Source organism: Streptomyces sp. NPDC087270 (assembly GCF_044744625.1).
Taxonomy (GTDB): domain Bacteria; phylum Actinomycetota; class Actinomycetes; order Streptomycetales; family Streptomycetaceae; genus Actinacidiphila.
In genome coordinates this window covers 479,570-504,218 of sequence record NZ_JBIUYR010000001.1, presented here as the reverse complement: position 1 = coordinate 504,218, position 24,649 = coordinate 479,570, and the positions used below count along the sequence as shown (strand labels likewise).

19 protein-coding genes are annotated in these 24,649 nt (G+C 73.1%); 11 read left to right on the top strand and 8 right to left on the bottom strand.

Annotated features, from left to right (window positions below; genetic code table 11):
- Positions 1-73: 73 nt before the first annotated feature.
- From ACIPAE_RS02235 to ACIPAE_RS02225, 3 genes are all read left to right on the top strand, one after another.
- Positions 74-1,315, top strand: a complete 1,242-nt coding sequence (locus tag ACIPAE_RS02235) for an extracellular solute-binding protein (protein WP_402442331.1) — start codon at positions 74-76, stop codon at positions 1,313-1,315.
- Positions 1,316-1,579: 264 nt separating this feature from the next.
- Complete coding sequence (locus ACIPAE_RS02230; protein ID WP_329366707.1) at positions 1,580-2,635, top strand: sugar ABC transporter permease; 1,056 nt, start codon at positions 1,580-1,582, stop codon at positions 2,633-2,635.
- Positions 2,632-3,573, top strand: a complete 942-nt coding sequence (locus tag ACIPAE_RS02225) for a carbohydrate ABC transporter permease (protein ID WP_402442329.1) — start codon at positions 2,632-2,634, stop codon at positions 3,571-3,573. Before ACIPAE_RS02230 ends, ACIPAE_RS02225 begins: the two co-directional genes overlap by 4 nt.
- A gap of 102 nt (positions 3,574-3,675) precedes the next feature.
- Here the strand turns inward: ACIPAE_RS02225 and ACIPAE_RS02220 are convergent, their stop codons facing one another.
- Complete coding sequence (locus tag ACIPAE_RS02220) at positions 3,676-4,533, bottom strand: SCO6745 family protein (protein WP_366411871.1); 858 nt, start codon at positions 4,531-4,533, stop codon at positions 3,676-3,678.
- 212 nt (positions 4,534-4,745) lie between these two features.
- The gene (locus tag ACIPAE_RS02215; protein WP_402442328.1) at positions 4,746-5,312 is read right to left on the bottom strand and encodes a TetR family transcriptional regulator; all 567 of its coding nucleotides are present in this window, start codon (positions 5,310-5,312) and stop codon (positions 4,746-4,748) included.
- Between the two features lie 112 nt (positions 5,313-5,424).
- Here ACIPAE_RS02215 and ACIPAE_RS02210 point away from each other — a divergent pair, with 112 nt between their 5' ends.
- The 4 genes from ACIPAE_RS02210 (at position 5,425) to ACIPAE_RS02195 (ending at position 11,767) form a co-directional block, all read left to right on the top strand.
- Positions 5,425-6,351, top strand: coding sequence for an SDR family NAD(P)-dependent oxidoreductase (locus ACIPAE_RS02210; RefSeq protein ID WP_402442326.1), 927 nt, complete (start codon positions 5,425-5,427; stop codon positions 6,349-6,351).
- Positions 6,352-6,458: 107 nt separating this feature from the next.
- Positions 6,459-7,898 (top strand): cytosine permease, encoded by a 1,440-nt coding sequence (locus ACIPAE_RS02205; RefSeq protein ID WP_366411870.1) that lies wholly within the window; start codon positions 6,459-6,461, stop codon positions 7,896-7,898.
- Between the two features lie 192 nt (positions 7,899-8,090).
- A complete protein-coding gene (locus tag ACIPAE_RS02200) occupies positions 8,091-9,029 on the top strand; it encodes an FAD binding domain-containing protein (RefSeq protein ID WP_402442323.1) in 939 nt (312 codons plus the stop codon).
- Positions 9,026-11,767 carry a molybdopterin-dependent oxidoreductase gene (locus ACIPAE_RS02195; RefSeq protein WP_402442321.1) on the top strand — a complete coding sequence of 914 codons (2,742 nt, stop codon included), beginning with the start codon at positions 9,026-9,028 and terminating at the stop codon, positions 11,765-11,767. Before ACIPAE_RS02200 ends, ACIPAE_RS02195 begins: the two co-directional genes overlap by 4 nt.
- Positions 11,768-11,774: 7 nt before the next feature.
- Here ACIPAE_RS02195 and ACIPAE_RS02190 read toward each other — a convergent pair whose 3' ends face one another.
- Positions 11,775-13,604 carry an APC family permease gene (locus ACIPAE_RS02190; RefSeq protein ID WP_402442319.1) on the bottom strand — a complete coding sequence of 610 codons (1,830 nt, stop codon included), beginning with the start codon at positions 13,602-13,604 and terminating at the stop codon, positions 11,775-11,777.
- A 114-nt stretch (positions 13,605-13,718) separates the two neighbouring features.
- Between ACIPAE_RS02190 and ACIPAE_RS02185 the strand changes: the two genes are divergently transcribed.
- The 3 genes from ACIPAE_RS02185 (at position 13,719) to ACIPAE_RS02175 (ending at position 16,496) form a co-directional block, all read left to right on the top strand.
- The gene (locus ACIPAE_RS02185; RefSeq protein WP_402442317.1) at positions 13,719-14,714 is read left to right on the top strand and encodes an amidohydrolase family protein; all 996 of its coding nucleotides are present in this window, start codon (positions 13,719-13,721) and stop codon (positions 14,712-14,714) included.
- A 133-nt stretch (positions 14,715-14,847) separates the two neighbouring features.
- Complete coding sequence (locus ACIPAE_RS02180) at positions 14,848-15,378, top strand: TerD family protein (protein ID WP_329366726.1); 531 nt, start codon at positions 14,848-14,850, stop codon at positions 15,376-15,378.
- 242 nt (positions 15,379-15,620) lie between these two features.
- On the top strand, positions 15,621-16,496 hold the full coding sequence (locus ACIPAE_RS02175; RefSeq protein ID WP_402442315.1) for a lysozyme: 876 nt from the start codon (positions 15,621-15,623) through the stop codon (positions 16,494-16,496).
- On the opposite strand, the gene ACIPAE_RS02170 is transcribed toward ACIPAE_RS02175, so the two are convergent.
- From ACIPAE_RS02170 to ACIPAE_RS02150, 5 genes are all read right to left on the bottom strand, one after another.
- Complete coding sequence (locus ACIPAE_RS02170) at positions 16,445-17,287, bottom strand: DUF1295 domain-containing protein (protein ID WP_402442313.1); 843 nt, start codon at positions 17,285-17,287, stop codon at positions 16,445-16,447. The genes ACIPAE_RS02175 and ACIPAE_RS02170 overlap by 52 nt on opposite strands.
- Complete coding sequence (locus tag ACIPAE_RS02165; protein ID WP_402442311.1) at positions 17,284-18,666, bottom strand: class I SAM-dependent methyltransferase; 1,383 nt, start codon at positions 18,664-18,666, stop codon at positions 17,284-17,286. The genes ACIPAE_RS02170 and ACIPAE_RS02165 overlap by 4 nt, the downstream gene beginning before the upstream one ends.
- Positions 18,663-20,048, bottom strand: coding sequence for a class I SAM-dependent methyltransferase (locus ACIPAE_RS02160; RefSeq protein WP_402442309.1), 1,386 nt, complete (start codon positions 20,046-20,048; stop codon positions 18,663-18,665). Before ACIPAE_RS02160 ends, ACIPAE_RS02165 begins: the two co-directional genes overlap by 4 nt.
- Positions 20,045-20,758, bottom strand: a complete 714-nt coding sequence (locus ACIPAE_RS02155; protein ID WP_329374102.1) for a DUF1365 domain-containing protein — start codon at positions 20,756-20,758, stop codon at positions 20,045-20,047. The genes ACIPAE_RS02160 and ACIPAE_RS02155 overlap by 4 nt, the downstream gene beginning before the upstream one ends.
- Before the next feature lie 152 nt (positions 20,759-20,910).
- Positions 20,911-22,170 (bottom strand): FAD-dependent oxidoreductase, encoded by a 1,260-nt coding sequence (locus ACIPAE_RS02150; RefSeq protein ID WP_366411862.1) that lies wholly within the window; start codon positions 22,168-22,170, stop codon positions 20,911-20,913.
- 394 nt (positions 22,171-22,564) lie between these two features.
- Here ACIPAE_RS02150 and ACIPAE_RS02145 point away from each other — a divergent pair, with 394 nt between their 5' ends.
- Positions 22,565-24,568, top strand: coding sequence for a S53 family peptidase (locus ACIPAE_RS02145; RefSeq protein WP_366411861.1), 2,004 nt, complete (start codon positions 22,565-22,567; stop codon positions 24,566-24,568).
- Positions 24,569-24,649 lie beyond the last annotated feature (81 nt).

The window sequence follows — 24,649 nt, the reverse complement described above, 5'->3', positions numbered from 1 at the left end:
CCGCCCCCGGGCCGGGCCCCCACCCGCTTTCGCTTTCGCACCCGCACACCGCTATCCGTACAGCCTCGGAGAGATGATGAACGTACGCAGAGCCGCCCCCGCCGCCTTGTGCGGCGCCCTCCTGCTGGCCGGTTGCTCGTCGAATTTCGGCAGCGACTCCAGCAGCAAGCAGGACAGCGGAGGTAAGCAGCACCTCACGGTGATGATCGGCTCGTCCGGTGACGCCGAGACCAACGCCGTGAAGGCGGCGGCCGCCGCCTGGGCGAAGAAGACCGGCAACACCGTCACGGTGACCCCGGCGCAGAACCTCGACCAGCAGCTCGGCCAGGCCCTGGCGGGCGGCAAGCCGCCGGACGTCTTCTACGTCGGCTCCAACACCTTCGCCAACTACGCCAAGGGCAACTCGCTGTACCCGTACGGTGACCAGCTCTCGTACCAGGACGACTTCTCCGACTCGCTGCGGAAGTCCTTCTCCTACAACGGCAAGTTCGTCTGCGCGCCCAAGGACACCTCGACGCTGGCGCTGGCGATCAACACGGACATGTGGAAGAAGGCCGGCCTGACCGCGGCCGACTACCCCACCACCTGGCCGCAGCTGGAGAAGGTCGCGAAGAAGCTCACCAGCTCCAAGACGACCGGGCTGGTGGTGGACGCGTCCTACAACGAGCTGGGCGTCTTCATGAAGCAGGCCGGCGGCTGGATCACCAACCCCGGGCAGACCGCGATGACCGCCGACAGCGCCGCGAACGTCGAGGCACTGACGTACGTCAAGAAGCTGCTGAAGGAAGGTGCGCTGAAGTTCCCCAAGCAGGTCGACACCGGCTGGGGCGGCGAGGCGCTGGGCACCCAGAAGGCCGCGATGACCATCGAGGGCAACTGGCTGACCGGCGCGATGCAGTCGGACTACCCGAAGGTCGGGTACAAGGTGCTGTCGCTGCCTGACGGCCCGGCGGGCAAGGGCACGCTGTCGTTCAGCACCTGCTGGGGCGTCGCCAACAAGAGCGCCCACCACGACGCGGCGGTCGACCTGGTGAAGGCGTTCACCGCCGTGCCGCAGGAGCTGTCCTTCGCCGGCGCCTACGGCGTGCTGCCCTCCCGGACCAGCGCGCTGGCCGCGTACAGCGAGAAGTACCCCGCGAACAAGGCGTTCGCCGACGGCGCGTCCTACGGGCAGGGGCCGGTGACGATCCCCGGGTTCTCGAAGGTGCTCGCGCAGTTCGACACCGATCTGAGCGGGCTGGCCACCGCCGACCCGAAGACGATCCTGTCGAGCCTGCAGAAGAACGGCACGGCGGCGCTCAAGTCGGGCGGCTGATCCCCGACGCCGGCGGCAGCCGGCCGTAGGCGGCATCGAACGGTCCGATCGACCGGCAGCACCCGATCAGCGGGCAGTGTGAAGGGAAGGAACATGCGCAAGGAGCAGCAGGGCGGCGCGGCAGCCGTCGCACTGCCCGCGGTTCGCCGGACGGGGCCGAACGGACCGGGCGGCGAGAAGGAACCGGCCGGACCGGGAGCAGGGAAGGCGCCGGCCGGGAAGGCGGGCAGAGCGGGGAAGGCGGGCCGGACCCGGGGCAGCCTCATGAGCCGGCGACACGGCCGCTGGGGCTGGCTGTTCGTCAGCCCGATGGTGATCGTGCTCGGGCTGTTCCTGCTGCTCCCGATCCTGATGGCGCTGTGGGTCAGCCTGCTGCACTGGGACGGCCAGTCCAACCCGTTCAGCTCGGCGGCCGACTTCGTCGGCGTACGCAACTACACCGACCTGTTCGGCAGCAGCGGCGGGCTCAACCACCAGCTCTTCATGATCTCGCTGCGCAACAACCTCTACTACGTGGTGCTGGTGGTGCCGCTCCAGACCGTGCTGGCACTGGGCCTGGCGCTGGCGGTCAACAGCCGCCGGCTCAAGCGCAAGGGGCCGCTGCGCACGGCGTTCTTCTTCCCGTCCGTCACCAGCTCCATCGCGATCTCCACCGTCTTCCTCTTCCTCTTCCAGGGCAGCGGCGCGGTCAACGCGCTGCTGAAGTGGGTGGGCATCACCGGGCCCAAGTGGTTCACCGACGCGCACGGCCTGGTCTGGACGGTGCTCGGCGGGCTCGGCCTGGTCGACCCGAACAAGCCGGTGCACGCGCTCGCCGCGCACAGCGTGCTCGGGCTGTCCTGGTGGGACTGGCTGGCCGGGCCGTCCATCGCGATGTGCACGATCATCGTGCTGGCGGTGTGGACCACCTCGGGCACCTTCATGCTGATGTTCCTCGCCGCGCTCCAGGACGTGCCCGCCGAACTGGAGGAGCAGGCCCGGGTGGACGGCGCCAGCCGCTGGCAGTCGCTGCGCCACGTCACCCTGCCCGCGCTGCGCCCGGTGATCTTCCTGGTGCTCACCCTCGGGCTGATCGGCACCTGGCAGGTCTTCGACGCCGTGTACGTGATGAGCCAGGGCGCCCCCGGCAACACCACCCTCACGCCCGCCTACCTGTCGTACACCTCCGGTTTCCAGGACAGCGACTACGGCCACGCGGCCGCGATCGCGTTCATCCTGCTGGCGATCATCATGCTGATGACGCTGGTGCAGCGGGTGCTGCTGCGGGAGCGCGGTGAGCACCCGGGCCGGGCCCGCCGACTCCTCGGGAGGAACCGATGAGCATCATCCGAAGGAATCCCGAGCACGCCGAGGGTCCTGCGACCGCCCGGAACCCCGAGCACGCCGAGCACGCCGAGCACGCCGCACCGCGGCCGCGGCGCTCGGTGAGCACCGTCCTGGTGCTGGGCGTGGCCGGGCTGCTGGGCGTGGTGTACGTCCTGCCGTTCGTGATCCAGCTCGTGACGTCGTTCAAGACCGACCCCGACGCGGCGGCCCACCCGCTGTCGCTGCTGCCCGACCCCTTCACGCTGGACTCCTACCGGCGGCTGTTCGGGTTCGGCGGGGGCGAGTCGATCCCGTTCACGCGCTGGCTGGGCAACTCCGTGCTGGTCACCGTCTTCATCACCGGCGGCCGGGTGTTCTTCGACTCCCTCGCCGGATACGCGCTGGCCCGGCTGGACTTCCGCGGCCGCAACCTGCTCTTCAACGGCCTGCTGACGGTGATGTCGGTGCCCGGCGTGGTGCTGCTCATCCCGAAGTTCCTGGTCCTCAACCAGCTGGGCATGTTCGACACCTACGCGGGCATGATCGTGCCCCTGCTGGTCGACGCCGCCGGGGTGTTCATCATGCGGCAGTTCTTCCTGTCGGTGCCCAAGGAGGTCGAGGAGGCCGCGCGGATCGACGGCGCCGGGGTCTTCCGCACCTTCTGGTCGGTGGTGCTGCCGATGGCCCGCCCGGCCCTGATCACCCTGACCATCCTCTCCTTCCAGTCGTCCTGGAACGAGTTCACCCACTTCCTCGTGGCCACCCAGTCCCCCCAGTACGAGACCCTGACCACCGGCCTGGCGCGGTTCGTCTCCGGCAGCCTCAGCGCCGGCACCCAGTACCCGCTGAAGCTCACCGCGGCCCTGCTCGCCACGATCCCGGTGGCCGTCCTGTTCTTCGTCTTCCAGCGCCACTTCGTGCGCGGCGCCAACTCCGGCTCCGTCAAGGGCTGAGCGCGGAACCGGGACCGCCCCGCCGCCATGGCCGCGCCGAGCCGCTGAGCGGCCGTGCGGCCATCGGGACGGCGTGAGGGGCCGGCCCGACGGCGTGAGGGGTCAGCCCCTCGTGGCGAAGACGCCTGCCGGGAAGGCGCCGTTCGCCACGGCCGTACGGGTCAGGCGGGCGCCGATCTCGGTGAGCCGGGCCGTGCCGGTCTCGCCGAGGTGGCGGTAGGGGTCGGCGGCCAGCCGGTCGGTGGTCTCCTCGATGTCGTGGCGCAGCGCGGTGCCCGCCGGGGTGAGGGCGTCGTCGGCGTCGAGCAGGCCGCGCTCGCGCAGCCGCTCGCAGCCGGCGGTCCACTCCTGCCGGCTCCAGCCGCGGCTGGCGCACGCGAACTCCCGGGTCATGCCCTGGCCGGTCGCGGTATGGGTGATCAGCGCCTCGATCCCGTCGAGTCCGGCGCCGGCCAGCGCGGCGATGTGGCCGTCGCCGCGGTGCTCGCGCAGCAGCGCGGCGCAGTGCCACAACGCCAGCTGCGGCGCCTTCGGCGCGTCCAGATCGGCGTGGGCGGCGTACAGCGGGCGGCCGGGGGCGGCGCACGCCTCGGTGGCGGTCGTCGCCAGCGCGGCGGCCTCGGCGACCTCGGGGTCGTCGGCGGCGTCCTCGCCGAGCACCCGGCGCAGCGCGGCCTCCACCGCCCGCCACCGCGCGTCCAGCACGGCCGCCGGCGCGGCGGCCTGCCACGCCCGGGGGATGTGCCGGGCGATCAGCGCGGGGTTGAAGTTGTAGAAGGTGGCCGCCACGACGCCCGCGCCCACGGCGCCCATGGCCGCCGACCGGCTCGCGAGGTACGCCATGCCGCCCGGTTCCAGGCCGATCGCGGTGAACTCCCGCTCCGCCTCGGGCGCGAAGTAGATCAGCGAGTGCAACGGGTTGAGCGCGCTGTTGCAGTGCCGGGCCGCCGTCAGTGTCATACGGCCATCGTAGGCACGGCGGGCGGAAAATCTACCCGCGAGTACGACTGTGGCCGGTTCCCAACTCCCGCCCGCCGAAAGGCCATGCGCGAGCCCCCACCCGAGCCCCGTACGCCTCGTACGCCCGCGCCCCGTACGCCTCGTACGCCCGCAGCCGCAGCCGCAGCCGCAGCCACCATCGACCGCCGCACCAAGGGCCGACCGCCGCGGGCTCACCCCGCGATCAGCGCCGCCACCGCGTCGGTGACCACCTTGCGCCGGCGTGCCGTCCCGCCCCCCGCCAGGCTGGCGTCGAGCTCCGGGGTGTTGGAACTCCAGAAGCCGGACAGGTGCAGCACCAGGCCGAGCAGTTCCTCCGCGCTGAACCGGGTGGGCAGCAGGCCGTCGCGCTGCGCGCCCGCGACCGCCTCGATCTTGGCGGCGTTGCTCTGCATGACCACCGGGATCGGGGCGCCGGTGCCGGACCGCTCCAGCCGGTACCAGGTCGCAAGGCGCTGCACCCACGGCCGCGCCTCGTACGAGTCGAAGAGCCGGCCCGCGTACTCGGGCAGGTCGGCCGGGTCGATCGGCACGGCGTCCACGGTCTCGCGGCACATGGCGTCGAAGACCGCGTCGAACAGGCCGTCCTTGCTGCCGAAGTAGTGGTAGATCTGCGCCTTGTTGCTCTTCGCCGCCGCGGCGATCCGGTCCACCCGGGCGCCCGCGATGCCGTACGCGGCGAACTCCTCGGTCGCCGCGCGCAGCAGCCGGCGACGGGTCGCCTCGGCATCCCTGTTCATGGCACTCAGCCTATCTACTAACCAGATAGTTGACAAAGGGCGGGTGGAGGAGTCGGATGGAGTTGCTAATCAACCGGTTAGTCAGCAACCCGTCCCGGATCGGAGCTCCGCCATGCCCTCACCGTCCGCCACCCCCTCGAACGCGAACGCCCCCTCGCACCAGTCCGCCGTCTTCCTCGTCAGCGGCGCCTCCCGCGGGCTGGGCCGGGAGATCGTGCGGGCCGCCGCGGAGGCCGGGCACCGCGTGGTGGCCGGCGTGCGCACGCCGGCATCGCTGGACGACCTCGCCGAGCGCTACGGCGACCGGATCGCCGTCGTCCCGCTGGACGTGACCGACGACACGCAGGTCCGGGCCGCCGTGCGCACCGCCGTGGACCGCTTCGGCCGGCTCGACGTGCTGGTCAACAACGCCGGGTACGCCAACGTCGGGGCCGTGGAGGACGTCGCCTTCGACGACTTCCGCGCGCAGATCGACACCAACCTCCTCGGCGTGGTCCGGCTCACCCAGGCCGCGCTGCCGGTACTGCGCGAGCAGGGGTCGGGGCACGTCGTGCAGGTCTCGTCGGTCGGCGGCCGGCTGGCCACCCCGGGGCTGGCGGCCTACCAGTCCGCGAAGTGGGCGGTCGGCGGGTTCTCCTCGGTGCTGGCGGCCGAGGTCGCGCCGCTCGGCATCAAGGTCACCGTGCTCGAACCGGGCGGGATGTCCACGGAGTGGGCCGGCTCCTCGATGCGGGTCGACCCGGTCCGGCCCGCGTACGAGCCGACCGTGGGGGCGATGGCCGCCCTGCACAGCGGCGGCTCCGCGACGGCGGCGAGCGACCCGGCCAAGGTCGCCCGTCTCGTCCTCGACGTCGTCGCCCTCCCCGACCCGCCGCTGCGGCTGCTCGTGGGCGCCGACGCCTTCCGCTACGCCACCGCCGCCGGCCGCGCCCTGCTCGCCTCCGACGAGCAGCACAGGGCGCTGAGCGAGTCCACCACCTCCGACGGCGCCACCGACGCCCACCTCGACCCCCTCGGCCACGACGAGCCGCGCCCCTGATCCCCGGGCCTCGACCGGGAAGTACCCCCACCCGCCCCTGGTTTGTGCGGCCCCCTCCGCGGAAAGAGGGTCACCAACCAAGGGGCACGTGGGGCCCAGGAGGCGGCATGACGACCACCGAGCAACCGCGCGTTCCGGGTCTGGAAGTCCGCTCCATCGACTACGTGCCGCTGCGCGAACGGCACGGGAAGCTCTGGCACCTGGGCCCGCTGTGGTTCATGTCGAACGCCCAGATCGCCACCCTCGCCGTCGGCCTGATCAGCATCACCGGCGGCGGCAACCTGATCTGGTCACTGATCTCCATCGTGCTGGGCACCGCGCTCGGCACGTTCTTCATGGCGTTCCACTCCGCGCAGGGGCCGCAACTCGGGCTGCCGCAGATGATCCAGTCCCGGCCGCAGTTCGGCTACGTCGGCGCGCTGCTGGTGTGGCTCTTCGCCTACGTGCAGTACGCCGGGTTCAACGTCTTCAACACCATCCTGGCCGGCCAGGCGATGAGCCGCACCGCGCACGGCGGGGTGAAGTGGTGGGTGGCCGGCGTGACCGTGCTCGCCCTGCTGGTCGCGCTCGTCGGCTACGACGTCATCCACCGCGCCGAGCAGGTCCTCACCTACGTGTTCCTGGCGGTCTTCGGCGTCTTCACCGTCGGGGTGCTGGTGACGCTGCACTACCCGGCGGGGTCGTTCGACCTCGGCGGCTTCAGGTGGACCCCGTTCCTGGCGCAGTTCGGGGTGGTGGCGGGCTACCAGATCAGCTGGGCGATCTACGTGTCCGACTACTCCCGCTACCTGCCGCCGGGCGTCACCGTGCGCAGGACCTTCTACTGGACGTACTTCGGCTCCGCGCTCGGCGGCGCGTGGCTGATGGTGCTGGGCTCCCTGCTCGCCGCGTGGGCGGGCCAGGACTTCGACACGATCGCCTCGATCGACGCGGCCGGCGACAAGGTCTTCGACGGCTTCGGCGCGGTGGTGCTGGTCTTCTCGGCGCTCGGCCTGGTCTCGGTCACCGCGCTGAACATGTACGGCGGTTCGCTGACGCTGATCAGCGCGGCCGACTCGATCCGCAAGGTCCGCCCGACGATCAGCGCCCGGCTGCTGACCCTCGCCTTCACCGCGGCCCTGTCGCTGGCCGGCGCGCTCGCCGCGACCTCGCACTTCCTGACGAACTTCAACAACTTCCTGCTGCTGGTGCTCTACCTGTTCATCCCGTGGACCGCGGTGAACCTGATGGACTACTACGTGGTGCGGCGCGGGCACTACGCCATCGCGGAGATCTTCAAGCCGCACGGCATATACGGACGTTGGGGCTGGCGCGGGATCATCGCGTACCTGGTGGGCTTCGGCGCGATGGTGCCGTTCTTCTCGGTGGGCACGCTCTTCACCGGGCCCGCCGCGAAGGCGCTGAACGGCGCGGACATCTCCTTGTTCATCGGGCTGCCCGTGTCGGGACTGCTGTACTGGTGGCTGGCCCGCACCATCGACGTGGCCGCGGAGATCGAACTCGCCGACGCCGAGGCCGCGTCGCTGGAGACGGCCGGGACGGGGTGAGAACGGGGGCGGCGCCGCGGGCCGCGGCACCGGATGTGATGACCGCATCATCCGACGTGAACCGGCCGTTCGGCGTGCGGATGGCGTCCGCACCACCGCCTTCCGCCTCCTGTGCGACCCTCCACTCCGACACGCGGTGGTTCCCCGCCGGGAAACGGTCGTCCGCCCCGCGGGCGGTTGCTTCACTGAGTCATGGACCTGAACACCGTGGTGGAGATCCGGGACGCCCGGCACGCCTCCCCGTGGCGGCCGGGCGACGCCTGGCTCGCCGGCGGGACCCACCTGTTCTCCGAACCGCAGCCGCACCTGCGCCGGCTGCACGACCTGAGCCGTACCGGCTGGGAGCCGCTGCGGCACCTGCCCGACGGCTCGCTGGAGATCGCGGCGACCTGCACGATCGCCCGGCTGTCCCGCTTCGGCCGGAGCCTGGACCCGGCCGCCCACCCCGCCGCGCCGCTGATCGAGCAGTGCTGCCGGGCCTTCCTCGCCTCGTTCAAGGTCTGGAACGTGGCCACCGTCGGCGGCAACCTCTGCAACGCCCTGCCGGCCGGCCCGATGATCTCGCTCACCGCCGCGCTCGACGGGGTGTGCCTGCTGCTCGACCAGGCGGGCGGGCAACGCGGTTCGCGGGTGGCGGACTTCGTCACCGGCGCCGGGCTCAACGACCTCGCCGAGGGCGAGTTGCTGCGCGCGGTGACGCTGCCGCCGCGCGCGCTGTCCGCGCGCACCGCCTTCCGCCAGGCGTCCCTGTACGCGCTGGGCCGCTCCGGCGTGCTGCTGGTCGGCACCGAGGAACCGCCGGACCCGGCCGATCGAGCCGAGCGAGCCGATCGAGCCGAGCGAGCCGAGCGGGCCGCGCGCACGGATCACACGGGCCGCACCCACCGCACCTGGGCACTGACCGTGACCGCCTCGACCGTACGGCCGTTCCGGCTGGCCTTCGCCGGGCCGCCGTCCGCCGACCGGCTGCGGGCCGCGCTGGACGCGGCGATCGGTGACGGCGACTGGTTCGACGACATCCACGGACTGCCCGCCTGGCGGCGGCACATGACGTACCGGCTCGCGGAGGAGATCCGCGCGGAACTGGCCGCACGGCCCGGCGGAGACGCGACGGAGGCCGGTGCGCGATGAGTTACCGGATCGAGGTCAACGGCCGGCCGTTCGACGTGGAGCCGCGGCCGGGCCAGTGCCTGCGCACGTATCTGCGGGACCGGGGCTGGTTCGGCGTCAAGAAGGGCTGCGACGCGGGCGACTGCGGCGCCTGCACCGTGCAGGTCGACGGCGAGCCCGTGCACAGCTGCCTCTACCCGGCGGTGCGCGCCGAGGGCCGCCGGGTCACCACCGTGGAGGGCCTGGCCGGCGCCGACGGCGAACTCCACCCCGTACAGCGGCGGTTCCTCGACGCCCAGGGCTTCCAGTGCGGCTTCTGCACCGCCGGGTTCCTGATGACCGCCGCCGCCCTGGACGAGGAGCAACTCGACGACCTGCCGCAGGCGTTGAAGGGAAACCTGTGCCGCTGCACCGGCTACCGGGCGATCGAGGACGCGATCCGCGGGGTGCGGCACGCCGAGGCGCCCGGGGCGGGCGCGGCGGTCGGCCGCAACCTGCCCGCGCCGGCCGGCCCGCAGGTCGTCACCGGCACCGCCCGCTACACCTTCGACGTCGACGTGCCGGGGCTGCTGCACATGAAGCTGCTGCGCTCCCCGCACGCGCACGCCCGGATCACCGCGATCGACACCTCCGCCGCGCTCCAAGTTCCCGGCGTTCAAGCGGTGTTCACCCACCACGACGCCCCCGACCGGCACTTCTCCACCGCGCGCCACGAGCACCCCGAGGACGACCCGGACGACACCCGGGTGCTCGACGACACCGTCCGGTACGCCGGCCAGCGGGTCGCGGCCGTCGTCGCGGACAGCGAGGGCGCCGCCGAGGAGGGCTGCCGCCGGATCGAGGTGGCCTACCAGGTGCTGCCCGCCGTGCTCGACCCGGAGCGGGCGATGGAGCCCGGCGCCCCGGTGGTCCACGACAAGGACGCCCGCACCGCGCGCATCGCCCGGCCGCGGCAGAACGTGGTCGGCGAGCTGCACGGCGAGGTCGGCGACGTCGCGGCCGGGTTCGCGGCGGCCGACGAGGTCTACGAGGAGACCTTCCGCACCGTCCGGGTCCAGCACGCCAGCCTGGAGACGCACGGCGCGGTCGGCTGGATCGACGACGGCGGACGGCTGACCGTACGCACCAGCTCGCAGACCCCGTTCCTGACCCGCCGGGCGCTGTGCGCGCTGTACGACCTGCCGGCCGATCAGGTGCGGGTGGTGGCCGGCCGGGTCGGCGGCGGATTCGGCGGCAAGCAGGAAATGCTCGTCGAGGACGTGGTGGCGCTGGCGGTACTGCGGCTGCGCCGGCCGGTGAAGCTGGAGTACACCCGGGCCGAGCAGTTCTTCGGCGCGACCACCCGGCACCCGTTCAGCGTCCGGGTCAAGGCCGGCGCGCGCCGCGACGGCACCCTGACCGCGCTGGAGCTGCGGGTGGTGGCGAACACCGGCGCCTACGGCAACCACGGCCCGGCAGTGCTCTTCCACGGCTGCGACGAGTCGCTGTCGGTCTACCGCTGCCCGAACAAGAAGGCCGACGGCTACTGCGTCTACACCCACACCGTGCCGGCCGGCGCCTACCGCGGCTACGGCCTCGGCCAGGTCACCTTCGCGATGGAGTCCGCGCTCGACGAGCTGGCCCGCCGGCTCGGCCTGGACCCGCTGCTGCTCAGGGCCCGCACCGTCATCGGCCCGGACGACCCGCTGGTCACCCCCGTCAGCGAGCCGGAGGAGGACCTGCGCCTCGGCGGCTACGGCCTCGACCAGTGCCTGGACATCGTCCGCCGCGCGCAGGCGGAGCCCCGCACGGAGCAGGTCCCCGACGGCTGGCTGGTCGGCGAGGGCAGCGCCCTGTCGATGAACGCCACCGGGCCGCCCGGCGGCCACTTCGCCGACGCGCGGATGCTGCTGCGCCCCGACGGCGGCTACGAACTGAGCGTCGGCACCGCCGAGTTCGGCAACGGCACCACCACCGTCCACCGCCAGGCCGCGGCGGGCGAGCTCGGCACCACCGTCGACCGGATCAGCGTCCGCCAGTCCGACACCGACGTCGTGGGCCATGACACCGGCGCCTTCGGCTCCACCGGCGTGGTGGTCGCCGGCAAGGCCACGCTGCGCGCCGCCCGGGCGCTGGCCGACGCCGTCCTGGACTTCGCCGCCGCGCGGCTGCGGGTGCCCCGCGCGCAGGTCAGGCTCACCGAGGACGCGGTGCTCGCCGACGCCGCCGGGCTGCGGCTCACCCTCGAGGAGGTGCACGCCGCGGCCCGGGCGGTCGGCGTCACCCTCGCCGCGGACGGCCACTTCGGCGGCACCCCGCGCTCGATGGCCTTCAACGCGCAGTACTTCCGGATCGCCGTCGACCCCGGCAGCGGCGAGATCCGCGTCCTGCGCAGCGTGCACGCCGCCGACGCCGGGAAGGTGCTGAACCCGATGCAGTGCCGCGGCCAGGTCGAGGGCGGCGTCGCCCAGGCGCTGGGCGCGACCCTCTTCGAGAACGTCCGCGTCGACGGGAGCGGCCGGGTCGAGACCGCCACCTTCCGCCGCTACCGGCTGCCCGCCTACGCCGACGTGCCGCGCACCGAGGTGCACTTCACCAGGACCGCCGACGCGACCGGCCCGCTGGGTGCCAAGTCGATGAGCGAGAGCCCGTTCAACCCGGTCGCCCCCGCCCTGGCCAACGCCCTGCGCGACGCGACCGGCATCCGCTTCACCGAGCTGCCCTTCACCCGCGACCGCGTCTGGCAGCGCATCGACGCGGCGGCACGGAAGGTGAACTGACTCGCCGTCAGATCTTCAGGCGGTACGGCAGCAGGCAGACGACGACATCGGTACGGGCCCGTAGCACCGTGGCCAGCAGGATGCCGCGCTGGTTCTGCAGGATCTGGTAGCGACGGTGCCGCGGCTCCACCTCGGGGATGAGGACCGCGATCTGCCGGCCGTCCGCCGCGAGCCGTTTGACGTAGGCGACCACCGGCTCGACCAGCGAGCGGTGCGGGCTGTCCACGATGTCCAGGCGCACCCCGGGCTCCCACCGCGCCCAGGCGTCGCGCAGCGCCCCGGCCCGCTCCGGGTTCGAGTGCACGGCGACCGCGACCACCTCGTCGCCCAACGCGAGGGCGGCGGTGAGGGCGTACCGGGCGACCTCGCTGATCTCTCCGACCGGCACCACGACGAGCCCGATGCCGCCGCGCCCGGGCGGTGCGGGGATACGGCCGAGGCCGAGCTCCCTGCCGACCTCGGTGTAGTAGCGCTGCACCCGGCTGAAGAGCAGCATCAGCAGCGGCACCGCGACCACCACCACCCAGGCGCCTTCGAGGAACTTGGTGCTGAGCAGCACCACGCCGACGATGGTGGTGAGCACCGCGCCCAGGCCGTTGACCATGGCCCGGCGCAGCCACTTCGGCGGCCGGTCGCCGGCCCAGTGCCGGACCAGGCCGATCTGGCTGATCGAGAAGCCGATGAACACGCCGATCGCGAAGAGCGGCAGCAGCTTGTGGGTGTCGGCGTCGACCGCGATGAGCAGCACGGCCGCGAGCGCGGCGAGCGCGAGCACGCCGTAGCGGTAGACCGGGCGTTCGGCGCGCAGCCCGAAGATGTGCGGCAGCCGGTGGTCGCGGGCGAGCAGGCTCATCAGGACCGGCAGCCCGCCGAAGCTGGTGTTCGCGGCGAGCGCGAGCACGAGGGTGACCACGAGGTTGGTGGCGATGTACGGCCAGCCGGTGCCGTACGCCCCGGCGGTGAGCTGGGCGAGCACCGTCACGCCGCCGCGCGGGACGACGTGGTCGCGGTGGATCAGCACCGACAGCCCGACCAGCATCAGGCCGAGCAGTCCGCCGAGCATCAGCTCGGTGCGCTGGGCGCGCCGCACCCGCGGGGTGCGGAAGGTCGGCACGCCGTTGGCGATGGCCTCGACGCCGGTCAGCGCGGAGCAGCCCGCCGAGAACGCCTTGAGCAGCAGCAGGATGCCGAGCGTCTCGGTGACGTGCACCGGCTCGTGGGTGCCGACCTCGGCCGCGGGGTGGCCGCGCAGCAGCCCGATCACCACGACCCCGAGGATGCCCAGCACGAACAGCGCGGTGGGCAGCATCAGCACCCGGGCGCTCTCGGCGACCCCGCGCAGGTTCACCGCGGTGAGCAGCAGCAGGCCGAGCAGGCACACCTCCAGCAGGTGCGAGTTGAGCGCGGGGTAGGCGGAGGCGAGCGCGGCCGCGCCCGCGGCGAGGCTCACCGCGACGGTCAGCACGTAGTCGACGACGAGGCTCGCCGCCGCCAGCAGGCTGACCCGCGTCCCGAGGTCCTTCTTGGCGACGGCGTACGCGCCGCCGCCGTCGGGGTGCACCGCGATCACCTGGCCGTAGGAGACCACCAGCACCACTAGCAGGGCGGTGATCACCAGCGTGATCGGGAGCGTCGCGTCGATCGCCCCGGTGCCGGCCGTCACCAGCACCAGCACGATCGCCTCCGGCCCGTACGCGACCGAGCTGAGCGCGTCGAGCGACAGCGCGGCCAGCCCCTCCAGGCTGGTCAGCCGGTCCTTCTCGGCCTTGCGGTGCCCCTCGCCCGGGCGCACGGGCACCCTCGGCCGCAGTTGGCGACGGGCCAGGCCGAACGTCATGGACACCTCGTGAGGGGCGATACGGTCCTTTTGTCCGTTCAGTGTGACCGCCGGGCCCGCCCGCACGCCCGGGACGCGCGGGCGGCGGTCGGCGGCGATCACCGGCGTGGCACCATGGCCCGGTCGGAGGCCGGACGGACGGACGCGGAGGGCGGTAGCGAGGTGGGCGGGATACCGCGAGCCGAGGCGGAGCCGGGCGGAGCCGAAGCGGACGGCGCCGAAGCGGAGCGGCGGGCGGAGGCCGAGCGGCGCGAGGTGGCGGCCTTCCGGCAGTCGCTCGGGCTGGACCACCTGGTCGACGTCCACACCCACTTCATGCCGCAGCAGGTGCTGTCCAAGGTGTGGGCGTACTTCGACGCGGCCGGGCCGCTGGTGGGCCGGCACTGGCCGATCGCCTACCGGATGGAGGAGCAGCGCCGGGTGGAGGTGCTGCGCGGCTTCGGCGTGCGGGCCTTCACGTCGATGCTCTACCCGCACAAGCCGGGGATGGCCCGCTGGCTCAACGACTGGTCCGCCGACTTCGCCGCCCGCACCCCGGACTGCCTGCACACGGCCACCTTCTTCGCCGAGCCGGGCGCCCTCGCCGACGTGCGGCGCGCGCTCGGCCAGGGCGCGCGGGTCTTCAAGTGCCACGTCCAGGTGGGCGGGTTCGACCCCAACGACCCGCACCTGGACGCCGTATGGCGGCTGCTCGCCGACGAGGGGGTGCCGGTGGTGACGCACTGCGGCTCCGGCCCGGTGCCCGGCGCCCACACCGGCCCGGCCCCGATCGCCGCGCTCCTGGCCCGCCACCCCCGGCTGCGGCTGGTCGTCGCCCACCTCGGCATGCCCGAGTACGAGGACTTCCTCGGCCTCGCCGAACGCCACGGCGACGTCATGCTCGACACCACCATGGCGTTCACCCCCTTCGTCGAGTCCGCCGCCCCCTTCCCCCGCGCCGCGCTCCCCCGCCTCGCCGCCCTCCAGGACCGCGTCCTGCTCGGCACCGACTTCCCCAACATCCCCTACACCTACACCGCCGCCCTGACCGCCCTGCGCACCGCCGACCTCGGCACCCCCTGGCTCCGCGCTGTCTGCCACGACAACGCCACCCGGCTCTTCTCCCTCTGACCCGGCCCCCTGAAGAGACCGGCGGCGAGCGGTGGCCGGAAGGCGTCGGTGGGTGTGGACAGGGTGGGGTGGAGAGGCGTTAATCGGGGTAAGTGTGGCGGCCCATGACGGGGCGTCGGGGTGGAGGCATGGGATGAACGGCCTCAGCAAGGGGATCGAGCGGGTCGAGGTGCGGTTGAAGTGGGACCCGAGCCCGCTGGGCGCCCCGCCGAGCGATCTGGACCTGATCGCGGCCACGTACTCGGCCGGCGCGGAGCAGGGTGATCCGGCCTACCTCGTGCACTTCGACAGCAGGGCGCCCGACGGGACCATGTGGCTCAACCGGGACAGCAAGAACGGCCAGGGCTTCGGCTTCGACGAGGTGATGACGCTGGAGCTGGACCGGCTCGGCGACGGGTACCGCCGGGTCGTGGTCGGCGCGATGATCCAGCAGAGCTTCGGACGGCTGGAGTTCGGCGCGGTGGCCAACCCGGCCTACCAGATCGTCACCGGCTGGACGGTGCTGGTGGAGGGCGGCCTGACCGAGCTGGGCGGCACCACGGCCGCGACCTTCGCGGAGTTCACCCGGAGCGGGTCCGGCGCCTGGTCCTTCCACTCGCTGCTGCGCGGCTACGACGAGGACCCCGACACCTTCGGCCACTCGATGGGCCGCCCGCCGTCCTGACCGCGTCCCGATCCGCGGCCCGCCCGCCACCCGACCCGCACACCCCGGTGAACCACCGGCGCCACCCGCGCCGACGTGGCCTTTTCCCCGCGCGCGCCGAACTGCCCGGCGCCACGGCCGCGTACGCGCCGACCGGAGAGACCGTGATGGCCCGCGCGTCCAGCGCCGGAGCTTCGCACCCCTCTGTTCCAATAGCGCATATGGGGCATCACCGAAGCAAAGCCACACCCATGGAGGCAGTCATGCGGGACGCCGGGCAGGGCGTGCGGGGACGTACGGGCGTACGGAAGTCGGCGCTGGGGATCGGGTGCGCGGCGGTCGCGGTCGCCGGAGTGCTGGCCGCGCCCGCCGGGCCGGCCGAAGCGGTCGGCGGTGCGCCACACGTACGCGGCGCGGTGCTCCACCCCGAGCAGGACTGGATGGGGTCGTCCGTCGCGGCCCACGAGGGCCGCTCCAGCACCACCACGGCCACCGGCGGCTCCTCGAACGTCACCCGCACCCCCGGATTCGACGTCAGCAACTGGCAGGGCACCATCGACTGGGCGGCCCAGTACCACAAGGGCGCCCGGTTCGCGTACATCAAGGCGACCGAGGGCACCACGTACAAGGACCCGAAGTTCGACGCGAACTACACCAACTCCTACTACGCAGGCTTCATCCGCGGTGCCTACCACTTCGCCCGCCCGGACAGCTCCGGCGGCAAGGCGCAGGCGGACTACTTCGTGTCGCACGGCGGCGGCTGGTCCAAGGACGGCAAGACGCTGCCGCCGGCGCTGGACATCGAGTACCCGTCCGGCGCGGCCTGCTACGGCCTGAGCAAGAGCGCGATGGTCAGCTGGATCAGGGCGTTCGTCGACGAGGTGCACGCGAAGACGACCCGCTGGGCGACCATCTACTCCACCACCGACTGGTGGACCCGGTGCACCGGCAACACCTCGGTCTTCGCCGCCGACGACCCGCTGTTCGTGGCGCGTTACGCCTCCAGCGCCGGCAAGCTGCCGGCCGGCTGGCCGTTCTACACCTTCTGGCAGCACGCCGACTCCGGCACGTTCCCCGGCGACCAGGACTACTTCAACGGCCCCCTCAGCGGCCTGCGCAACCTCGCCAACAACACCTGAGGCGGACGCGGCAGGAAGCCGCTGGTGCGGGCGGCGTACGCGGCGTAGCCGGGCCGGTCGGCCATCTGCCGCTCCAGCAGCCGTTTCCCGCTGCCGAAGACCAGCAGGGCGGTCATCAGCAGCGGGCCCGGCGCCGCCACCGCGGCGGCCTGCGGGCTCGCGCACGCCATCGCGTACAGGCCCCACCACACCAGGCAGTCGCCGAAGTAGTTGGGGTGCCGGGTCCAGGCCCACAGGCCGCGGTCCATGATGCGGCCGCGGTTCGCCGGATCGGCCTTGAAGCGGGCGAGCTGGTGGTCGCCGACCGCCTCGAAGGCCAGCCCGGCCGCCCACAGCGCGCCGCCGGCCGCCGCCCAGCCGCCGAGCCGCTCGGGGGCGTACTGCGCGGCCTGCACCGGCAGCGAGACGACCCACACCAGCGCGCCCTGGACCAGGTAGACGGTGCGCAGCGCGTACCCGGCGCGGCTGCCGGGCGCCTTGGCGAGCATCCGGTCGTAGCGCGGGTCCTCGCCGTGGCCGCGGCCGCGGCGGGCGATGTGCACGGCCAGCCGCAGCCCCCACCCGGCGGTGGCGAGCGTGACCAGCAGCCGCCGCCCGTCGTCGCCGTGCCCGGCCGAGGCGGCGTACGACGCGGCGGCGACCGCGGTGAAGGCCACGCCCCACGCGACGTCCACCACCCGGTGCACGCCCTTGGCGAGGGCGACCGCGAAGGTGGCCGCCATGACGCCGAAGGCCGCGAGCGCCGCCCAGCCGAGGCCCTCGGCGAACGCGGCCCAGGGGAAGCCGGTCACGGGCGCACCGGGACGTACCAGTCGTGCGGGGTGGCCGGCAGGCCCGAGCCGCCGAACGGCTCCGGGCGCACCGCGAGGATCTGGTCCACGCCCATCCGGCGCTCGGCGAAGGTCAGCATCGACCCGGCCAGGTAGAGCTGCCAGACCCGGACCGTCGGCTCGCCCGCCAGCGCGGCGAACACCGGCCGGCGCTCCTCCAGGGTGCGGTACCACGCCGCGATCGTCCGGACGTAGTGCTCGCGCATCGCCTCCACCGACCGCACCTCCAGGCCGGCGTCCTCCAGCAGGTCCACGGTCCGGCCGACCGGGCGCATATGCATGTCGGGGACGATGTACGACTCGATGAACGCGCCACCGCCGGGCGCGTCGGCGCCGCGGGACATCTGCTGGACCAGCAGCCGGCCGCGCGGGCGCAGCAGGGCGTGCAGCCGGGCGGCGAAGTCCGGGTACTGCTCCTCCCCGACGTGCTCGCCCATCTCGATCGCGCTCACCGCGTCGTATCCGCCGTCGGCGGCGCCGAGGTCGCGGTAGTGGCTCAGCCGCACCTCGACCAGGTCGTCGAGGCCCTGCTCCGCGATCCGGGCGGCCACGAAGTCGCGCTGCTCGCGGGAGAGGGTGACGGCGGTGACACGGGCCTTGAACTCCCGCGCCGCGTAGAGGGAGAGGCTGCCCCATCCGCAGCCCATGTCCAGCAGCCGCGCGCCGGGGGTCAACGCCAGTTTGCGGCAGACCAGTTCGAGCTTGTCGCGCTGCGCCTCGGCGATGCCGTAACCGGCGCCGCCCGGTACGTCCCCGGGCTCGGACTCCAGCTCAGGATCAGGCTCGGTCCCGGGCTCGGTCCCGGGCTCGGTCGCGGGCTCGGTCTCGGGCTCGGTCCAGTAGCCGCAGGAGTACGCCATCGACGGGTCCAGCAGTTCGGCGTACCAGTCGTTGGACAGGTCGTAGTGGTGGCTGATGGCGGCCCGGTCGCGGCCGGTGCTGTGCAGCGCGCCGCGCTGCTTCGCCTTCCGGACGCCCGGCGGCGCCGGGCGGGGGCCGAGCGCGCCCAGCCGCAGCGCGGTCGCGGCGGCCGCGGCGAGTGCCCGCGGACGGGGGCGGCCGGGTGCCGAACCGCGCTCCCGCACCGCCCGGGCCACCCGGCCGAGCCCGTCGGGCAGGTCGCCCTCGATGTCGAGTTCCCCCGCGATGTACGCCTCGGCCAGGCCCGTGCCGCTGGGCTGCCACAGCAGGCGGCGCAGCGCGCGGCGGCTGCGCACGACGATCACGGGCGCGTCGGCCGGCCCGGTCTCGCTGCCGTCCCAGGCGCGCAGCCGCACCGGCGGCCGGTCGCCGAAGTACCCGTCGAGCAGCCGCCCGAGCCGGTCCGCCACTGTGCTCATCGGTCGTCTCCGTCCGTACGGCCGGGGTCCGTCCCCGTGCCGGTTCCGGCCATGGCGCCGGGGCTCGAGGCGCCGTCCGCGGGCCCGGCGCCGTCCGCGGCGCGGGTCAGTAGCGTCTGCCGCACGTCCAGGTAGCGGGAGCGGAACCCGGCCTCGGAGTAGGCGAGGTAGAACTCCCACATCCGGCGGAAGGTCGCGTCGAAGCCGAGCGCGGCGACCTCGCCGGCGTCGTCGGCGGCGGTGAACCGCTCGCGCCACAGCCGCAGCGTCTCCGCGTAGTGCGGGCCGAAGCCGTCGTCCCCGGTGACCCGCAGGCCGTGAGCGGCGGCCTCCCGTTCGATGGCCTGGGACGAGGGGATCAGGCCGCCGGGGAAGACGTACTTGCCGATCCAGGTGTAGGTGCCGTGGGTGGCGAGCATCCGGTCGTGCGCCATGGTGATGGCCTGCAGGGCGATCCGGCCGCCGGGGGCGAGGACGCGGGCGAGGGTGCCGAAGTACTCCGGCCAGAACTCGGCGCCGACCGCCTCGATCATCTCCACGCTGACCACGGCGTCGAACCGGCCGCGCACCTCGCGGTAGTCGCGCAGTTCGACCGCGGCCTTCCCGGCGAGGCCCGCGGCGGCGATCCGCGCCTGCGCCAGGTCGCGCTGCTCGCGGGAGAGCGTCACGGTCAGCACCCGCGCACCGCGCCCGGCCGCCCGCAGCGCCAACTCGCCCCAGCCGGTGCCGATCTCCAGCAGCCGGGTGCCCTCGCCGACGCCGGCCAGGTCCAGCAGCCGGTCGATCTTGCGGTGCTGGGCGGCGGCGAGGGTGGCCTGCTCGGCGGGGAAGCCGCGGAACAGCCCGGCGGAGTACGTCATCGTGTCGTCGAGGAAGAGCGCGAACAGCGCGTTCGACAGGTCGTAGTGCCGGCGGATGTTGTCGCGGGCGCCGTCGGGGGTGTTGCGCTGCCGATCCGGGGTGGCGTGCACCCAGGCCCGGCGCAGCCGCTGGAGGCCGTGCGGGACCAGCGCGGTGGCGTTCGCGGCGAGCACGGTGAGCACCCCGACCAGGTCGTCCGCGTCCCACTCGCCGGCCATGTACGACTCGCCGAAGCCGATCAGGCCGTCGACGGCGATCCGGCGGTGGAAGGCCCGCGGGTCGTGCAGCCGCAGCACCGGTCCCCGGTCGCCGCTGCCGGAGCCGTCGGGCAGCCGCACCCGCAGCGGCAGCCGGGCGAACGCGCGGCCGACCAGCAGCCGGGCCACCGCGGTGCGCGGCGGCGAACTGCGCGGCACCCGGGCCGCGTCCGGCCACACGGCGGGGTCCACGCCGGCTCGCGGCGCCGGGGCGGGGATGCCGGGAGCGGTGGCGGTGGTGCGGTCGGAGACGAGTCCGCTCACTTCAGGCCCTCCTGGGTGCGGTGGTGCGGGCGGGGGAGAACGGGCAGGCCGCGCAGGTACAGGCGGATGCCGTGCAGGCGGATCGCCGCGGAGACGGCGAGCGTGGACCAGGGGTGCCGGGCGGCGGCGGCCAGCAGGGCGCGGGTGCCGGCCGGACGGCGGGTGCCGCGCACCGTCGCGGTGAACGGCCGGCCGCCCTCACGCTCCAGGTGCACGGCCAGTTCCAGCTTCTCGCCGGGTTCGGGCAGCCGCATCCGGTAGGTGCCGTCGACCGGGAAGAACGGCGAGACGTAGAACTCCTTGGGCACCTCGGCCCGGCCCCGCTCGTCGGTGTGCAGCAGGTAGCAGTGCCGCTCGCCGTAGGTGTTGTGCACCTCGGCGACGGTGCACAGCGGCGAGCCGTCCCGGCGGTGGCACCAGTACACGGTGAGCGGGTTGAAGACGTGGCCGAGGACGCGGGCGTGCGCGAGCATCAGCACCCGGCCGCCGTCGAGTGACACGCCCTGCGCGTCCAGGTAGCGCTCCAGGCCCGCGCGCAGGGTGGGTGCGGTGCCCGCGAAGTGGTCGCGCGCGGCGAACCGGGCCAACGGGCGCAGCGCCCGGGGTTGCACCGGAAGGTGGTCGAGGTCGACCAGCCACATGTAGGTGCGGTGCCGGAAGGTGCGGCGGATCGGCCGGGTGCGCACGTGGGTGATCGCGCAGGCGTACAGGCTCGCGGTGCCGGGGGCGCGGTGCGCGCCGGTGTGCGGGACGCCCGCGACCGCGGGTGCGGAAGCCGTGTCGGAGGACGCCGTGTCCGCGGGCGCCGTGTCCGCGGGCGCCGTGTCGGCGGACGCCGTGTCCGCGAGCGGCCGGGCGGGGTTCACCAGCGCACCCCGAGCGCCGCGGCGGCCGCCACCCCCGCGCGGCAGCCGTCCTCGTGGAACCCCCAGCCGTGGTACGCGCCCGCGAACGCCGTCACCGCCGTGTCCAGCTCCGGCAGACGCCGCTGGGCGGCCACCGACTCCGGCGTGTACAGGGGGTGTTCGTAGACCATGCGGGCCAGCACCCGGCCGGGGTCGACCGCCTGCGACGCGTTGAGCGTGACCACGTACTCCTCGGCGGCATCGAGCCGCTGCAACCGGTTCATGTGGTAGCTGACCTGCACCTTCTCGGCGGGAGCCGCGCACGAGGGCATCAGGTAGTTCCAGGAGGCGCGGGCCCTGCGGGCGGTGGGCAGCAGCGACGCGTCGGTGTGCAGCACCGTCTCGTTGCGCGAGTAGCGGAACGCGCCGAGCACCCGCGCCTCGGCGTCGGTGGCGTCGGCGAGGACGGCGAGCGCCTGGTCGGGGTGGGTGGCCAGGACCACCGCGTCATAACCGCGGGTAATACCGTCGGCGGCGGTGACCTCGGCGCGGTCGGGGAAGCGGCGCACCGCGCGGACCGGGGTGCCGGTGTACACCGTGGTCAGCTGCTTGCCGATCCGCCGCACGTACTCCGCGGAGCCGCCGGTGACCGTGCGCCACCGCGGTGACCCGCCCACCGACAGCAGCCCGTGGTGGCGCAGGAAGCGGAAGAGGTAGGCCGCCGGGTACCGCATCGCCTGGTCGGGGGCGCAGGACCACACCGAGGAGACCAGCGGCACCACGAAGTGCGCGGTGAAGTACGGAGTGAAGTCGCGCTCGGCCAGGAAGCCGCCCAGCGTCAGGCGGTCGGCCCGGCCCGAGGCGAGCGCCGCGCGCGCCGCCCGGTGGAAGGACGGCACCTCAGCGAGCAGGCCCAGGTAGCGGCCGCGTATCGCGCTGCCGGGGTGGGCGAACAGGCCGCCGGGGCCGCGCGCGCCCGCGTACTGCAGGCCGCAGCCGTCGCACCGCACGGACAGGCTCATCTCGGAGTCCTGGGTGGCGACGCCGAGTTCGCGGAAGAGCCGCAGCAGCGTCGGGTAGGTGCGGTCGTTGTGCACGATGAAGCCGGTGTCGATCCGCAGCGCCTGCCCGCCCGGGTCGGCCACGTCGTGGGTGTGCGCGTGGCCGCCGAGCCGGTCGTCGGCTTCGTAGAGCGACACCTCGCACACCTGCCGCAACACGTAGGCCGCGGTCAGGCCGGCCACTCCCGAACCCACCACCGCGATACGCCGCCGCACCTCGTCGCCTCGTCTCCGCGCCTTCTTCGCGCCTCGCCCGCTCCCTGTCGACCCCCGTCACCAGTGATTCGGCGCGGCGGCCGAAAAGGATTGGTGGAGGGGCCGGGGTCTGGCGCGGGGCGGGAGTGAGGGCGCGGGCCCGGATGCGGCGATCGCCCGGTTCCGACCGGATATGAGCCGCCGGTGATCGTCGGTTTTCGGTAAAGCGACACCGCTGAGCGCCATACGGTATTCCCACAACGCTCACGTGGCGTGCACACTACAGGCCGGGTGTGGGTCGTGAACGAGCGTGCGGTACAAGGCCCGTGCCTGTCGTTGCCCTCTCACGGACCATCATGTTGGAGTCGTCATCACCCACATACACACACCCCGTAGCGGCGCAGGCCGTACCGGAGTGGTAGCGGCCGCCTCGCTGGCCCTGCTCTCCGGTTCGCTGCTGCTGGCGGCCACGCCTTCGCAGGCGTCGGCGCCGGCCGCGTCCGCCAAGACCATCACCGGCTCCCACCCCGCGTGGGCCACCGCCTCCGCGGACGCCGGTTCGGTGTCGTCCTCCGCCGAGATCACCGGCACCGTGTACCTCGCGGGCCAGGACCCGGCCGGGCTCACCTCGTACGCGACGGCCGTATCGGACCCGAGCAACGCCAGTTACGGCAAGTTCCTCAGCCCCGCGCAGTACCAGGCCCGGTTCGGGGCCACCAAGGCGCAGATCGCCGCCGTGCAGAAGTGGGCCGAGGACTCCGGCCTGAAGGTGCTGGGCACCACCTCGCACGCGATCACCGTCAAGGGCACCAACTCCGCGCTCACCAAGGCGTTCGGCACCGGTGAGCACCAGTACAAGGTGTCCGGCGAGCTGCGGCACGCGCCGGCCCGCGACCTGAAGGTGCCGGCTTCCGTCTCCAGCGCGATCCTCGGCGTCGACGGCCTCTCCTCGGTCGGCAGCAACGTGGTGCGCCCGGACTCGCACAAGGTCACCTCGGACACCGCCACTTCGGCGAAGGGCGCCAAGGCCGACAAGAGCCTGCCCACCACGCCGACCTGCTCCGCGTACTGGGGCCAGAAGACCGCCAAGGGCGCGCCGGCCGGCTTCACCAAGAAGGACGTGGCGTTCGACCAGTGCTCGCTGTACCCCTCGCAGATCCGCAAGGCGTACGGCATCACCTCCACCGGGCTGACCGGCAAGGGCGCGACGATCGCCATCGTGGACGCGTACGGCAGCTCCACCATGGAGGCCGACGCCAACCAGTACGCCACCAACCACGGTGACAAGGCGTTCAAGAAGGGCCAGTACTCCGAGGTCGTCGACTCCTCGCAGTGGACGGACCAGGACCTGTGCGGCGGCCCCGAGGGCTGGGCGCCCGAGGAGGCGCTGGACGTCGAGATGGCGCACGGCCTCGCCCCCGACGCCAACGTGGTCTACGTCGGTGCGAACTCCTGCAACGACGACGACCTGCTGGCCGCGATCACCAAGATCGTGGACAACCACCTCGCCGATGTCGTCTCCAACTCGTGGGGCGAGATCATGCACACCACGGACAACGCGGACGTCACCGCGTCGGAGATCGCGGCGTACGAGCAGATCTTCCAGCAGGCCGCGATCGAGGGCATCAGCGTCGGCTTCTCGGCCGGCGACTGCGGTGACAGCAGCCCGCTGGCGGCGGCCACCGGTGCCAACTGCCAGACCGACACCGCCCGTGCGCAGGCCAACTGGCCGGACTCCGACCCGTGGGTGACCTCGGTCGGCGGCACCGCGCTCGCCCTGGCGGACAAGAGCGGCAAGTACGGCTTCGAGACCGACATGGGCACCACCCGCTCCGCGCTGTCGGCCGACGGCAAGAGCTGGACCCCGGCCCCGGCCGCGGCGCCGTTCTACTTCGGCGGTGGCGGCGGCACCAGCGAGGACTTCGCGCAGCCGGGCTACCAGCGCGGCGTGGTCCCGGACACGCTGTCGCACACCCTGATGACCGGTCAGAAGGTGGGCGCCGCCAAGCGGGTCACCCCGGACATCTCGATGGTCGGCGACCTGTACACCTCGGTGCTGGTCGGCATCTCCGACGGCGCCGCGTACAGCGAGGGCGGCTACGGCGGCACCAGCGTCTCCTCGCCCGAGTTCGCGGCGGTGCAGGCCGACGCGATCCAGGCCGGCCACCACGCGATCGGCTTCGCCAACCCGGCGATCTACGCCCGCTCGCACCTGACCACCGACGTGGTGGACAAGCAGGCGCAGCACTCGAGCACCCCGCTGAGCAGCGTCTACGACGCCGGTGTGGTCAACGGCAACCTGCTGGTCCGGCTGATCGGCTTCGGCCAGGACACCTCGCTCAACGCGGTCCGCGGCTACGACGACGCGACGGGTGTCGGCTCGCCGAACGCGAGCTACCTGAAGTCGTACCGCTTCTGACGGTTCGCCGGCAGGACGGATCGACGCTTGACGCGTTGACGTTTTGACGCGTTGACGTTTTGACGCGTTGACGCTTTGACG

Excerpts from the sequence above, each read along its gene's own strand:
- ACIPAE_RS02190 (WP_402442319.1), bottom strand. The coding sequence starts at position 13,604 with ATGACGTTCGGCCTGGCCCGTCGCCAACTGCGGCCGAGGGTGCCCGTG.
- ACIPAE_RS02225 (WP_402442329.1), top strand. The coding sequence starts at position 2,632 with ATGAGCATCATCCGAAGGAATCCCGAGCACGCCGAGGGTCCTGCGACC.
- ACIPAE_RS02205 (WP_366411870.1), top strand. The coding sequence starts at position 6,459 with ATGACGACCACCGAGCAACCGCGCGTTCCGGGTCTGGAAGTCCGCTCC.
- ACIPAE_RS02195 (WP_402442321.1), top strand. The coding sequence starts at position 9,026 with ATGAGTTACCGGATCGAGGTCAACGGCCGGCCGTTCGACGTGGAGCCG.
- ACIPAE_RS02235 (WP_402442331.1), top strand. The coding sequence starts at position 74 with ATGATGAACGTACGCAGAGCCGCCCCCGCCGCCTTGTGCGGCGCCCTC.
- ACIPAE_RS02180 (WP_329366726.1), top strand. The coding sequence starts at position 14,848 with ATGAACGGCCTCAGCAAGGGGATCGAGCGGGTCGAGGTGCGGTTGAAG.
- ACIPAE_RS02230 (WP_329366707.1), top strand. The coding sequence starts at position 1,580 with ATGAGCCGGCGACACGGCCGCTGGGGCTGGCTGTTCGTCAGCCCGATG.
- ACIPAE_RS02220 (WP_366411871.1), bottom strand. The coding sequence starts at position 4,533 with ATGACACTGACGGCGGCCCGGCACTGCAACAGCGCGCTCAACCCGTTG.
- ACIPAE_RS02210 (WP_402442326.1), top strand. The coding sequence starts at position 5,425 with ATGCCCTCACCGTCCGCCACCCCCTCGAACGCGAACGCCCCCTCGCAC.
- ACIPAE_RS02185 (WP_402442317.1), top strand. The coding sequence starts at position 13,719 with ATGGCCCGGTCGGAGGCCGGACGGACGGACGCGGAGGGCGGTAGCGAG.
- ACIPAE_RS02200 (WP_402442323.1), top strand. The coding sequence starts at position 8,091 with ATGGACCTGAACACCGTGGTGGAGATCCGGGACGCCCGGCACGCCTCC.
- ACIPAE_RS02175 (WP_402442315.1), top strand. The coding sequence starts at position 15,621 with ATGCGGGACGCCGGGCAGGGCGTGCGGGGACGTACGGGCGTACGGAAG.
- ACIPAE_RS02215 (WP_402442328.1), bottom strand. The coding sequence starts at position 5,312 with ATGAACAGGGATGCCGAGGCGACCCGTCGCCGGCTGCTGCGCGCGGCG.
- ACIPAE_RS02165 (WP_402442311.1), bottom strand. The coding sequence starts at position 18,666 with ATGAGCACAGTGGCGGACCGGCTCGGGCGGCTGCTCGACGGGTACTTC.